The following is a 12,643-nucleotide window of genomic DNA, read 5'->3' on the forward strand; positions in this document are numbered from 1 at the left end:
TATTATTTAATTTTTATTAATAGTAAATCTGTAAATCCTTTATTTTCTAAAATATCTCCATCGTTACTATTAGATTCTCCAACAGCAACAACGCTTCCATCGTTTAACTCTGCAACACCATAAGAAAAATCAATATCGCTGCCTCCAACAGATTGTTGCCATAGTAAACTTCCGGAGCTGTTTACTTTTATTATCCAAGCATCATTTTGTCCTTTGTTTTCTGTAACATCTCCATCTGCACTTCTGGAGCTTCCTGAGATTATAAATCCACCATCTTGTGTGTTTTTAATATCTCTAGCCACATCAAAACCTGTTCCGCCATAATTTTGTTCCCAAATAATTTCACCTAATGGATTTATTTTTACAAGCCATAAATCGGCAGCTCCATTATTTGAGGACACGTCTGTAGTATTGCTTCTTGTATCTCCTGCAATTATATAGTTACCATCAGTGGTTGCAGTAATGTTTCTAGCTTCATCAATTTCGGATCCTCCATAATTTTTTTCCCAAAGGATTTCACCAGTATTTGAGATTTTAATAACCCAAAAATCGTACGATCCTTTGTTGTTTGTAATATCTACATCTGCACTATCTGATGATCCAACCATAATAAATCCATTATCCTCGGTTTGAACCACTCCATAGGGCGTGTCTGTAAAACTTCCGCCATAATATTTGCTCCATTCTAATGCACCAGAGCTGTCTAATTTTATTGTCCAATAATCTCCACCAGCATGTCTTGCTTGTGCATTTCTGGTATTACCTTCTCCGCCAGATGCCGAAACATCTAAAACACCAGAAATTAAATATCCATTATCGTTTGTTTGAATAATTGTAGTGCCAGAATCTGCACCAGAATAACCAAATGATTTTTGCCAAGTTATGTTTCCTGATGGATCTAATTTTGCTACCCAATAATCTAATGATCCTGCGTTTTCTGTAACATCTCCATTATTACTGTTACTGTAACCAACTATAGCGTAACCACCATCTTGAGTTTGTATAATTTCGTTGCCTCTGTCATTTTGCGAACCACCATAGGTTTTAGACCATTCTAATTGATTTTGCGCATTAAATTTTAAAATCCAATAATCGTAACTTTCATCTTGCTTGTCTGTAATATCTTGATCATTACTTTGTGTAAATCCTAAAATAATATAGCCTCCATCAATAGTTTTTTTTACAGACTGTGCACTTTCGTTTTTTGATCCACCTAATACTGTGACATAATCAATTTCTCCTATAGAAGAAGGAGCTAAAGGCATGGTGTCATCATTTTCTTTACAGCTTGTATTTATAAATAATAATACTAGAGAAAGAGCGATGTATTTTGAATAATTTTGAAGTCTCATTATGTTCCACTTTTTCTTACTATAAATAATCCACCTTCAATATCTCCAAGAATTATATTTCCGCTTGCAAAGTAAGGATACACACTCCAAACACCATTAAAATTAGCACTATTACTATTTGGATAAGTGTCAAAATAACCAGTTTCCGTCATAGGATTTGTAGGTGATGATATGTTAGAAATGTCTAAAACTCTTAATCCAGCACGATAGTTTGCTAAAAAGAATTCATTACCTTTTACATAGCCATTATGATCTATTGCACGAGTAGGACCAGTGTAAGTTGATGATAGTGTAGGATTATCTAAATCAGAAAAATCAAAAATTAAGGTTTTTGTGTTAAAACCATAAAATTGTTCATCTAATTCATCGCCCATTATAAAATAACGTTGATCTTCGGTAAACCAACCTTGATGCGCATATCTTGTTTGAGGGTAGCTAAAATCACTAATTAGTATTACATTGTTTTTATCTGTAACATCCAAAATAACTACTTTGTCTGTGTCTCCATTACTTCCTATATAAATTTGTTTTCCAGTATAATCTGTATCTGGACCAGTGTAAGTAACCACTTGAGCATCGTGTGTGTAGCCAGCTTGAGTATAATCGTTTATAAAGGTTGGCGAAGTAGGATTTGAAATATCAACAAAAATAGGTCCTCCTCCATTTGCTGAGTTACAGCCTACTAAATAAGCAACCCCTTCACTCTCATTTATAACGATGTTATGGCAGCTACCAACACCATTGTAAATTGCATCTGCATTAAAAGTTTCTGGTGGATTTGCAACGTTTCTTAAACGTGTTAAATCAAACACTTGCATGCCATGGTTTCCAACACCATCTGCAACTATAAAAGCATGATTATTATAAACTTTTACGTCTCTCCAGTAGTTAGAACCAGCATTTGTATTTACTCTTCCTAAAAATTCAGGTTCAACAGGATTAGTAATATCTATAAAGGCAGTACTATTTGTTGTTGCTAGTATAGCGTATTCCTTCCCTGTTGTTGGATCTGTCCAACCCCAAATATCACTTCCCTCAGGATTTCCTACACTAGTTGCTAAAATATCTATTGGTATATGTGCCATTAAGTCATAACCATCGCAAGGATATTGGCCTGCAAAACCATTTTCGCATGGCGCTAAAGGCTGTGTGTCTTCACAAATATCTCCTATACCATTGCTGTTATCATCTTCTTGACCAGGATTGGCTGTGTTTGGACAATTATCTTGGTCGTTATTTATACCATCTCCATCTGAATCTAAATTGTTTTCAGTGTCACAAACATCTCCTATACCATCACCATCTGTATCTTCTTGATTTGGGTTAGCGAGATTAGGACAGTTGTCTAAATTATTAGCTATACCATCGTTATCACTATCTACAATGCTTGAAGATTCATCATCAGAACAATTAAATACGACTAGCGCAAAAATTAATAATGATAAAATGTATGCTATTTTTTTTGTTGAATAATTCATTATTTAACGATTAGTTTTTTTGTTACGGAATTATTTATTTTAATTAAATAAATGCCTTTAGGAAGTTGTTGTGTAGAGAGAACGTAAGAACTACTATTTATATTACTTTTTTCTAGTATCGTTTTACCTATTATATCGTACACTTTAATAGTATTTATTTTTTTAGTACCTGTATTACTTATAGTTGTAGAGTTTATTGCAGGATTTGGAGTTAAACTTATATTATTTCCTGAAGCTTCTAGGTTTTCAACAGAAAGTGTGCCACTTTTTCTTACTATAAACAATCCACGTTCAATATCACTAATAATTATGTTACCGCTATTAAAAAAGGGATATACACTCCAAACACCATTAAATGCTGTATTATTGTTTGCGGGATAGGTGTCAAAATATCCTATTTCTGCCATTGGATTTGTTGAGGAGCTTATGTTACTAATATCAAACACTCGCATGCCTGCTCTATAATTTGCTAAAAAGAAATTATTCCCTTTAACGTATCCATTATGATCGATAGCGCTAAAAGGAGCTGTGTATGTTTTAAGTAATGCAGGATTTGAAAAATCAGCATCCAAATCAAGAAAATCAAAAATTAATGTTTTACAATTAATTCCAAAAGCTTGTTCATCTACTTCATCACCTAATAGAAAATAACGTTGATTATCTGTAAACCAGCCTTGGTGAGCATAAGCAATTTGCGGATAAGAAAATTGATTAATTACGCTTACATTATTTTTATCTGTTACATCAAGTATTACTACCTGATTAGAGTCGCCATTACTTCCTATAAAAATTTGTTTTCCTACATGCTCTGTGTCTGGACCATTATAAGTCACTACTTGAGCATCGTGTGTGTAACCAGCTCCTGTATAATCTCCTAATGTATTTGGACTAAGCGGATTTGAAATATCAACAAAAATAGGTCCTCCACCATTTGCTGAATTGCAACCTACTAAATAAGCAACGCCTTCATTTTCGTTAATCACAATATTATGACAGCTTCCAATTTGTATATCTCCATTTCCACCATTTCCTTTAAAAACAACATCTGCATTAAAAGTTTCTGGTGGCGAAGATACTGTTCTTAATTTGGTAAGATCAAAAACTTGCATTCCGTGAGAACCAACATTATCTGCCACAATAAAAGCGTAGTCATTATATATTTTAACATCTCTCCATACATTATTTCCTGCAGAAGAATTTAATCGTCCTAAAAATATAGGATTTGTAGGATTAGTAATATCTATAAAAGCTGTGCTATTGGTGGTTGCAAAAAGCGCATATTCTTTTCCTGTAAGGCTATCTGTCCAGCCCCAAATATCGCTACCTTCTGGGTTCCCATTTCCGTTTGCTAATATAGAAACAGGTATTCTAGACATTAAGTCATAATCGTTACAAGGATATTGTGTTTGTACACCATTTTGTATATGTGTTGCAAAACCATCAATACAAGGGTTTTGGCTGTAAATAGTTGTACTTAAAAATGCAAAAAATAGGACAACAATGTTAGAGTATTTCATTTGGGAAAAATAGTTTAAAAGGCTTAAAATTAATAGAATAATCTGTAAATACAGCGAATTTTAATGTTAAAAAAATAAGCAAAAGCATATTCTTGGTTATTATTAAAAAAAGGGAGTACTTAATTATAAAACAATTTAGACTAAAAAAACCCTAATTTTAGTTATCAAGTTGTTATTTTTGTGGCATGATTGAAGATAAAAATAACTCAAGTACACCATTAAGTAATTTTGGTGAATTTGGTTTGATAGACCATTTAACTAAAAATTTTAAAATTTCTCAAACCTCTACAGTAAAAGGCATTGGAGATGATGCAGCTGTTTTAGATTTTAAAAAGAAACAGATTGTTGTGACAACAGATTTATTGGTAGAAGGTGTGCATTTTGATTTAAGTTACATGCCTCTAAAACACTTAGGCTATAAAGCAGTTATAGTAAATTTATCTGATGTTTTTGCAATGAATGCCATGGCTACTCAAGTTACGGTATCTATTGCTGTGTCTAACCGTTTTCCTTTAGAAGCTTTAGAAGAATTGTATGCAGGTATTGAAACTGCTGCAAATATTTACAATATAGATGTGGTTGGAGGTGATACGACCTCTTCGGTTTCTGGATTATTAATTTCTGTCACTGCAATTGGTGAAGTCGAAAAAAATAATGTTGTGTATAGAAATGGAGCTAAACCAAACGATTTATTAGTAGTAACAGGAGATATTGGAGGTGCTTTTATGGGTCTAAAAGTTTTAGAGCGCGAAAAAGAGGTCTTTAAAGTAAACCCAAATAATCAACCAGATTTAGATGCTTATACTTATATAATGGAGCGTCAATTAAAACCAGAAGCGAGAAAAGATGTTATTAAACTTTTAGCCGATTTAAAGGTAAAACCAACTTCTATGATTGATATTAGTGATGGTTTGTCTTCAGAAATTATTCATATCTGTAAACAAAGTGACGTTGGATGTGATTTGTATGAGAGTAAAATACCTTTAGATCCTCAAGTTATTTCTACTTGCGAAGAATTTGATATAGATAGTACAACTATTGCTTTAAATGGAGGTGAAGACTACGAGCTATTAATGTCTATTTCTCAAGAAGATTACCCAAAAATTAAAGCGAATCCTAATTTTACAGTTATAGGTTATATTACAGATGCCTCTGCAGGAATGCATTTAGTAACTAGAGCCGAAACCAAAATACCTTTAAAAGCGCAAGGCTGGAAAAATTTTAAAGATTAAGCATCGTTTCCAATTGACGCTGTTGATTGTAATTGTTTTCTTTATTTAAGCGCATCATTTTGTTGGTGTGAATTTTTTCTAGGATTGCATTAATCTCCTTAAATTTTGGAGTTAATTCTATTAGATTGCCATTTCCATTTGTTGTTAATTCTTTATAACAATGCTTACATTTATATTCGTGAACATGATAGGTTACCTTTTTGGAAATTTCATATTTGTGTCCAAAAACTGAGCAAAATAAAGTAGGCTTTTTCATTGTATTCAAATTTAGCGGTAGGCTAATATAAAAAAATAAATTAAATTATCGATAAAAAGCTATTTTTTTTCGATAAACTGCAAAATAGAATTTTCCAATTCTTCTTTATTTTCAATGTGACTCATGTGTCCTTCGCTAAATATATGTGCTTCAATTTGATGTTTTTTAGCAAATTGAAGCATTTTAGTGGAGTCTAAAATAGTATCTTTTTTACCCAATAGAATGATTTTCTTAAAATTTGCTGTACTAAAAAATCCGACTGATTCTTCACGAATCTTCATACCTTCATTTGCAGCCATGTAGCCTTGTAGAGATGTGTTAAGAGCTATCTTTAAAGCCGCTTCATATTCAGCTTTAAAACGTGTTTTACTCTCTACACTAAACAAATTTGCGAAAGACATTCTTACCATATTCTCAAAATTGTTTTGTACCATTTTATTAGCTCTTGTTCTTAGTTCTTTTCGTTCGTCATCATCAGCTTCATAAGTAGAATTCATTAAGCATAATCCTTTTATGCTTTCAGGATGTTTTTTCGCAAACGCTAAAGCAACATAACCTCCCATAGAGTGTCCAATAAAAGTATATTTTCTTAAGTTTAAATGTTTTAAAACAGCAAATACAGCATCTGCCATATCTTCCATAGTGTGCACATAACTTATAGCCTCTGTTTTTCCGTGACCTAATAAATCAATACAAATCACTTTGTTTTTTTTAGCTAGCAAAGGAACCATAGTATTCCACATACTACTATCTTCTAAAAAACCATGCAGTAAAACTATCGCAGAGCCTTTTCCAGTAACCGAATACCAAACGGTTGAATTTTTGTAAGAAATCGTCATAAGTAACAAATATAGTATTTGTTGTGTTTTGTCTTCAGCAACTTCAGTAAGTATTTTTACTATATTTGGAGACTTTCAATATTTAAATCCGTAAAAATGAACATCAAAAAAACCGTTTTACTTTCGCTAATACTTTGTAGTAATTTAATCTATGCGCAACTAGAAGACGCTAAATTAGATAACCTAATACAAAACACTCTAAAAACGTTTAATGTTCCTGGTATTTCCGTTGGTATTATTAAAAACGGAAAAGTAGTCTATGCCAAAGGTCATGGTGTAAGAGCCTTATCCAATAATAAAAAAATGAATGAAAACACCTTGGTTGGTGTAGCCTCAAATAGTAAAGGATTTACTTGTTTTGCACTAGCGATGATGATTGACGAAGGTAAACTCAATTGGGATGATAAAGTGAGACAACACATTCCTGAATTTAAATTGAATGACGCTTGGGTAACCGAAGAATTTACAGTTAGAGATTTAGTAACCCATAGAAGCGGAATGGGACTTGGTGCAGGAGATTTAATGTTTTTTCCAGAAGCAAGCTTTAATGTTAATGATGTTATTAATAATGTAAACCATTTAGAGCCAGAAAGCTCTTTTAGAAGCACTTTTGCTTACAATAATAACATGTATATTATAGCAGGAGAAGTATTAAAACGCGTTAGTGGATTAAGTTGGGAAGAGTTTATTGAAACCAAAATAATGAAACCAGTTGGGATGAAAAACAGTAAAGCATCCTACAATCGTGTAACCAATAAATCCAATATAATCGAAGCACATACGCTTGCAGATGGTAAATTAGTTCAAATACCACACGACTGGAGTCCAACAGCAAATCCAGCAGGAGGCATAGTAAGTAATGTAACAGATATGCTAACATGGTCTAAGTTTTTAATGAATGATGCTGTGACCGAAAATGGTGAGAGATTACTAAGCGAAGCACAATTTCATGAGCTTTGGCAATTACAAACACCATTAAAAGTTAGAAAAGGCGATATGTATAATTCGCACTTTAAAGGTTACAGTTTAGGTTGGTTTGTAACAGATGTTAAAGGTGGTTATAAGCAAGTCTATCATACAGGAGGTTTGTTAGGGACAGTTACACAATTTACCATGATACCAGAGTTGGATTTAGCCATTGTAGTTTTAACTAATCAAATGAATGGTTCTGCGTTTAACACCATTACCAATACTATAAAAGATAGTTATTTAGGTTACGAAGATCGAAATTGGTTAGAACGATTAGGCAAAAACAATAAAGAGTGGTACAAATACAACGATAGTATTAAAACAGCAGTTTTTAATCAAGTTGCTAAAATGAAAAACAGTAACTCAATACCAAAACCACAACAACTTACAGGAACATATACAGACGCCTGGTTTGGAGATGTGCTGATTTCGCAAAGCGGAAGCGATTTAAAAATTGCCTCCAAAAAGTCACCAACTTTAGTTGGTAGCTTATTGCCATATAACGCAACAACTTATATTGCAAAATGGGATAACAGAAGTTATGATGCCGATTGCTTTATGCAATTTACATTTAACGAAAAAGGAGAAGCAGTAAGTGCGACGCTAAAGCCTATTGCGCCTGTAACAGATTTTAGCTTCGATTTTGAAGACTTAACACTAATTAAAAACCAGTAATGTGATAAAAACAAAAGATTTACTAGTTACCAGCTTCGCCTTATTTTCTTTATTTTTTGGAGCAGGAAACCTGCTACTTCCACCATTATTAGGTTATAATGCAGGTAGTGATTGGTTTTGGGTAGCCATTGGTTTTATGATTACTGCAGTGGTAATTCCTATAATAGGTATTATTGCACACTCTAAACTACAAGGTACTTTATTCGATTTTGGTAAAAAAGTATCTAAACCATTTAGTTTTATGTATTGCATCCTTATTTATGTTATTGCAGTTGCTATCCCTTCGCCTAGAACAGCAGCAGCCACGCACGAAATTGCAATCCATCCAGCCTTTGGGACAACGCCATTATTAACAAGTGCAATCTATTTTATTTTGGTGCTTGTTTTTGTACTTAATCGGTCTAAAATATTAGATTTAATTGGTAAATACCTCACGCCTTTTATAGTTATTATGTTAATGCTAGTTATTGGTATTGGGTTGTTTTCAACCTCAATGGTAACAAATCCATCAACTTTTCAAGCACCAATAGTAAGTGGTATTTTAGAAGGCTACCAAACCTTTGATGCTATTGGAGCAGTTGTAGTAGGAGCAGTAATAATTATCTCTATAAATTTAAAAACAAAAGCACCTTTTGAAGAGAAAAAACAACTCATTAAAAAAGCAGGATTCATTGCAGGATTAGGGTTGTTTCTTATTTATGCAGGTTTAATTTCGGTTGGCGCATTTTATGGATCAGAAATCGATTTAAACGCTAATTTAAGTAGCGATATGCAACGTGCAAATTTATTAAGAGGTATTAGTATTGCAAGTTTAGGTGCTTTTGGAAACACAGTATTAAGTATTTTAATTTCTTTAGCCTGTTTTACAACAGCAGTTGGTATAATTACTGGTACAGCAGATTATTTTAAAGGCCTTTTAAATAATTCGCAAACCGTTTACATAATAACAGCAATAGTTGGTTGTGTGCTTGGTGTAGTTGTTGGACAATTAGATTTTAACTCCATTATAGTCATTGCATTACCAGTATTATTGTTTATTTACCCAATAACAATTGTACTTATTTTACTTAATGCCATACATCAAAAATTTGCTTCGCAAACTGTATTTAGAGTGGTTGTAGTTACTACGTTTTTGTTTAGTATTCCAGATGTGCTAAATTTTATAATGCCTTCAAAAGGCTTAACCGAGCTAATAAATAGCATTCCATTTGCAAAACACAGTTTAGGTTGGGTTTTGCCAGCTTTAATTCTCTTTACAGTGTTAAATTTTAAAAATTTTACGACTAAAACTACATCTCATTAATTTACATATTAAACATGGCTGTAGAAGACATTAAAAAATATTCTTATAAAAACATATTTTCCTTAAGTGTTGTTCAATTTGAAAAAGCCTGTGTGTTTAACAAACCAGAACAAATAAACACCTATAGTGTCTATTGGATAAAAGAAGGTAAAGGCACTTATAACATCGATTTTAAAAGCTATACATTTAACAGCAATGTGTTGGTGTTTCTTTCTCCAGGACAAGTATTTTCTGTAGATTCCGAAAAAATAAAACAAGCCTACAAACTCAATTTTGTTAGAGATTTTTACTGTATTCAAACACACGATAAAGAAGTCGCATGCAACGGAATTCTCTTTAATAACGTTTACGAAACCCCTTTTGTAAAACCCTCTGAAAGCGATACGCAAAAGCTTCAGTTTATTTTAGATAGCTTAATAGACGAGTTTAAACGCGAGGATGCACCTGCAAAATACGATATGCTTCAAACCTATCTCAAACAATTCATCATACATGCAGTACGCGTAAAAAAAGAACACCACACTATCAAGGAAGATACAGAAACCAAGCTCTTTAAAGACTTTAGCGTTTTAGTAGAGCAAAATTACAAAACACTACACACAGTAACGGATTATGCCAACAGATTAGGACTTTCTCCAAAATCATTAACCAAGCATTTTCAAAAAACAGGCGTACAAACACCAAGCGATTTTATAAAAAACCGCATCGTTCTCGAAGCCAAACGTCAACTCATTTACACCAACGAGTCTGTAAAACACATAGCCTACGATTTAGGATTTAACGATGCAGCCTATTTTACGCGCTACTTTAAAAAAGCAACCCAAAAATCACCACTTCAGTTTAAAAAAGAGCATTAAAATTTTGGCGTGACCTTGCAGGTCAGGCTGTCCATTATATCTTTTTTTGCCATATATGGCAGCAAAAAAAGGATGCCATTTCCATCCTTCACGCAGTAATTACAAGTCCCAAACCCAATAAAACCCTCTAAAATTAGATAAGTCCAAGCATTGAGAACCTTTGTCCATTTTTAATAGCTAAACACAGTCGCATCTTTGTAAAGAATTTAAAACAAAGTATAACTTAACTATTACAACAATGAAAAACGGAAACTTATTAATTAGAATTGGATTTGGACTATTATTTGTTTGGGGCGGACTAGAAAAATTTATCGAAGGATTTTTAGGAGGCGTTGGATTAGAAAACATGGCCAATTTTTTAAAATCTAGCGGTCTTGCCTTTTTAGGCGACACAGGAACCTATATTGTAGGCGCAATACTTGCAGCACTAGAATTACTAGCAGGAATATTATTATTAGTAAACAAAAAAATGTTCGAAGCCTATGCCTTTTTAGCATTCATTATGTTAATGGCTTTAGTATTAGTCCACATTCCATCAGGAAATTGGATGAACATAATGATTCACGTAGCATTACTATTCTCACTAGCAGGATTAGCGCTTAATCATAAAGAATAAACACACAAAAATTATTATCAAGCTAAAATCCAACGTTAACAGCGTTGGGTTTTTAGTTTAAAAAGATTTTTATTCTGTTAACAATAACTTAAGTGCAAGCGTTAGGAACTTTTGTCCATTTTTTAAAGCCAGTTCTCGTTACATCTTTGTAGTGTTAAACAAAAACACAAAAAAATGGATATACAATTAAACCAAACAGATTTTAAAACAACAATACAAAACAATAAAAACGTTGTACTTGATTTTTATGCAGATTGGTGTGGACCTTGCCAAACTTTACTACCAACAATACACAAGTTAGCAGAAGAAATTCAAAACGACGTCATTATTAAAAAAGTAAACGTAGATCAAAACAAAGCATTGGCAGCACAATTTAAAGTACGAAGTATCCCAACACTAGTCTTTATTAATAACGAGGAAATTACAGATAGACATACAGGGCTAATTACAGAAAAAGAGCTTAGAGAAAAAATAAACAATTTAAAAATAACAACTAATAGAACAGAAAAAATGGAAACTAGAATCAAAACATTAAACCCAGAAACAACAACAGGAAAATCAAAAGAATTATTTAATGCTGTACAAAATAAAGTAGGCTTTATTCCAAACTTAATTAAAGTATTTGGGAACTCTCCTGCAACATTACAAACCTATTTAAGTTTAGGCGAATTAACAGCCAGTGGAAACTTTAGCAGCAAATTTAGAGAACAATTAGCATTTGCTATTGCAGAAGAAAACGCATGTAATTATTGCCTATCTGCACACACAGCAATTGGAAAAATGAATGGTTTAACAGACGAGCAAACCGAATTAAGCCGACAAGGTATTGCTGCAGACCCTAAAACACAAGCAGGATTACAATTTGCACAAGCAGTAACAAAAAATAGAGGTCAAGTCTCTAGCGACGCTATTAAAGCAGTAAAAGAAGCAGGTTACAACGATAGCGATATTTTAGAAATTGTATTAAACGTTGTGTCCAACACACTTACAAATTATGTAAATCATATTGCCGAAACTGAAGTCGATTTCCCTAGTGTAGAAACAGGAAAATTTACAGTAACAAATAACTAATTAGAGCATATATAAACAATAAACACCCAAAACAATGAAAAATTTAATAGTAGGATTATTTTTAGTAGCATTCACATTTACAGCTACTGCACAACACAAAATGAATAAAAAAACAGCAGTTAAAACTGTAGCTTTAGAACAAACAAAAGGTGAGTTTACACAAAAAGCATTAACGTTAAGCGAAGGTACTTATGTGTTTAATGTAACTAATACAGATGCTGCTCCAGAAGTAGGATTAGTATTAATAGAAGCAGGAAAAGATGGTGAAGATCCAAAAAATCATATTGCAGATGCATACGTGTCTCAAATGGTAAAACATGGTAAAACAGAATCGTCTAAAGCAGTAACACTTACAAAAGGAACTTATAAGTATTTCTGTCCTTTTAATAACACACCACAATATACTTTAGTAGTAGAGTAGTTTGTAGATTAAGTTGATTAATAGTAGTAAAAAAGCGAGCTGTGAGGCTCGCTTTTT

General features: G+C 32.7%; 12 protein-coding genes and 1 pseudogene. 8 read left to right on the plus strand and 5 right to left on the minus strand.

The features are described from left to right. Nucleotides 1–2 precede the first annotated feature (2 nt). From ACVC5O_RS06295 to ACVC5O_RS06305, 3 genes are read right to left on the minus strand one after another with little or no spacing between them, the layout of a single operon-like run. Nucleotides 3–1,352, minus strand: a complete 1,350-nt coding sequence (locus ACVC5O_RS06295; protein WP_452220623.1) for a hypothetical protein — start codon at nucleotides 1,350–1,352, stop codon at nucleotides 3–5. Beyond that, nucleotides 1,352–2,830, minus strand: a complete 1,479-nt coding sequence (locus ACVC5O_RS06300) for a choice-of-anchor B family protein (RefSeq protein WP_452220624.1) — start codon at nucleotides 2,828–2,830, stop codon at nucleotides 1,352–1,354. Before ACVC5O_RS06300 ends, ACVC5O_RS06295 begins: the two co-directional genes overlap by 1 nt. Next, nucleotides 2,830–4,347 carry a choice-of-anchor B family protein gene (locus ACVC5O_RS06305; RefSeq protein WP_452220625.1) on the minus strand — a complete coding sequence of 506 codons (1,518 nt, stop codon included), beginning with the start codon at nucleotides 4,345–4,347 and terminating at the stop codon, nucleotides 2,830–2,832. The genes ACVC5O_RS06300 and ACVC5O_RS06305 overlap by 1 nt, the downstream gene beginning before the upstream one ends. 185 nt (nucleotides 4,348–4,532) lie before the next feature. On the opposite strand from ACVC5O_RS06305, the gene thiL reads away from it, so the two are divergent. Beyond that, nucleotides 4,533–5,579, plus strand: coding sequence for a thiamine-phosphate kinase (gene thiL, locus ACVC5O_RS06310; protein ID WP_452220626.1), 1,047 nt, complete (start codon nucleotides 4,533–4,535; stop codon nucleotides 5,577–5,579). Here the strand turns inward: thiL and ACVC5O_RS06315 are convergent. Then, on the minus strand, nucleotides 5,569–5,835 hold the full coding sequence (locus ACVC5O_RS06315) for a hypothetical protein (RefSeq protein WP_452220627.1): 267 nt from the start codon (nucleotides 5,833–5,835) through the stop codon (nucleotides 5,569–5,571). The two genes, thiL and ACVC5O_RS06315, sit on opposite strands and share 11 nt — an antisense overlap. Nucleotides 5,836–5,894: 59 nt before the next feature. Further along, nucleotides 5,895–6,674, minus strand: coding sequence for an alpha/beta fold hydrolase (locus ACVC5O_RS06320; protein WP_452220628.1), 780 nt, complete (start codon nucleotides 6,672–6,674; stop codon nucleotides 5,895–5,897). A 96-nt stretch (nucleotides 6,675–6,770) separates the two neighbouring features. Here ACVC5O_RS06320 and ACVC5O_RS06325 point away from each other — a divergent pair, with 96 nt between their 5' ends. From ACVC5O_RS06325 to ACVC5O_RS06355, 7 genes and pseudogenes are all read left to right on the plus strand, one after another. Then, entirely contained in the window at nucleotides 6,771–8,318 is a 1,548-nt protein-coding gene (locus tag ACVC5O_RS06325) for a serine hydrolase (protein ID WP_452220629.1), read from the plus strand. A 1-nt stretch (nucleotide 8,319) separates the two neighbouring features. Further along, nucleotides 8,320–9,621 (plus strand): branched-chain amino acid transport system II carrier protein, encoded by a 1,302-nt coding sequence (gene brnQ / locus ACVC5O_RS06330; protein ID WP_452220630.1) that lies wholly within the window; start codon nucleotides 8,320–8,322, stop codon nucleotides 9,619–9,621. Nucleotides 9,622–9,635: 14 nt separating this feature from the next. Next, on the plus strand, nucleotides 9,636–10,478 hold the full coding sequence (locus tag ACVC5O_RS06335; protein WP_452220631.1) for a helix-turn-helix domain-containing protein: 843 nt from the start codon (nucleotides 9,636–9,638) through the stop codon (nucleotides 10,476–10,478). A gap of 238 nt (nucleotides 10,479–10,716) precedes the next feature. Beyond that, entirely contained in the window at nucleotides 10,717–11,094 is a 378-nt protein-coding gene (locus ACVC5O_RS06340) for a DoxX family membrane protein (RefSeq protein ID WP_452220632.1), read from the plus strand. A 171-nt stretch (nucleotides 11,095–11,265) separates the two neighbouring features. Continuing rightward, nucleotides 11,266–11,562, plus strand: a pseudogene (trxA, locus tag ACVC5O_RS06345) (thioredoxin); the annotation flags it as partial. 42 nt (nucleotides 11,563–11,604) lie between these two features. Beyond that, entirely contained in the window at nucleotides 11,605–12,165 is a 561-nt protein-coding gene (locus ACVC5O_RS06350) for a carboxymuconolactone decarboxylase family protein (protein WP_452220667.1), read from the plus strand. 34 nt (nucleotides 12,166–12,199) lie between these two features. After that, nucleotides 12,200–12,586, plus strand: a complete 387-nt coding sequence (locus ACVC5O_RS06355; RefSeq protein ID WP_452220633.1) for a cupredoxin domain-containing protein — start codon at nucleotides 12,200–12,202, stop codon at nucleotides 12,584–12,586. The last annotated feature ends 57 nt before the right edge of the window (nucleotides 12,587–12,643 follow it).

This window comes from Lacinutrix salivirga (assembly GCF_053604675.1).

What these genes read in the sequence shown, in the direction of transcription:
- ACVC5O_RS06315 (WP_452220627.1), bottom strand. Translation starts at nt 5,835, where the DNA reads ATGAAAAAGCCTACTTTATTTTGCTCAGTTTTTGGACACAAATATGAA.
- thiL (WP_452220626.1), top strand. Translation starts at nt 4,533, where the DNA reads ATGATTGAAGATAAAAATAACTCAAGTACACCATTAAGTAATTTTGGT.
- ACVC5O_RS06320 (WP_452220628.1), bottom strand. Translation starts at nt 6,674, where the DNA reads ATGACGATTTCTTACAAAAATTCAACCGTTTGGTATTCGGTTACTGGA.
- ACVC5O_RS06325 (WP_452220629.1), top strand. Translation starts at nt 6,771, where the DNA reads ATGAACATCAAAAAAACCGTTTTACTTTCGCTAATACTTTGTAGTAAT.
- ACVC5O_RS06335 (WP_452220631.1), top strand. Translation starts at nt 9,636, where the DNA reads ATGGCTGTAGAAGACATTAAAAAATATTCTTATAAAAACATATTTTCC.
- ACVC5O_RS06355 (WP_452220633.1), top strand. Translation starts at nt 12,200, where the DNA reads ATGAAAAATTTAATAGTAGGATTATTTTTAGTAGCATTCACATTTACA.
- ACVC5O_RS06340 (WP_452220632.1), top strand. Translation starts at nt 10,717, where the DNA reads ATGAAAAACGGAAACTTATTAATTAGAATTGGATTTGGACTATTATTT.
- ACVC5O_RS06300 (WP_452220624.1), bottom strand. Translation starts at nt 2,830, where the DNA reads ATGAATTATTCAACAAAAAAAATAGCATACATTTTATCATTATTAATT.
- ACVC5O_RS06305 (WP_452220625.1), bottom strand. Translation starts at nt 4,347, where the DNA reads ATGAAATACTCTAACATTGTTGTCCTATTTTTTGCATTTTTAAGTACA.
- ACVC5O_RS06295 (WP_452220623.1), bottom strand. Translation starts at nt 1,352, where the DNA reads ATGAGACTTCAAAATTATTCAAAATACATCGCTCTTTCTCTAGTATTA.
- ACVC5O_RS06350 (WP_452220667.1), top strand. Translation starts at nt 11,605, where the DNA reads ATGGAAACTAGAATCAAAACATTAAACCCAGAAACAACAACAGGAAAA.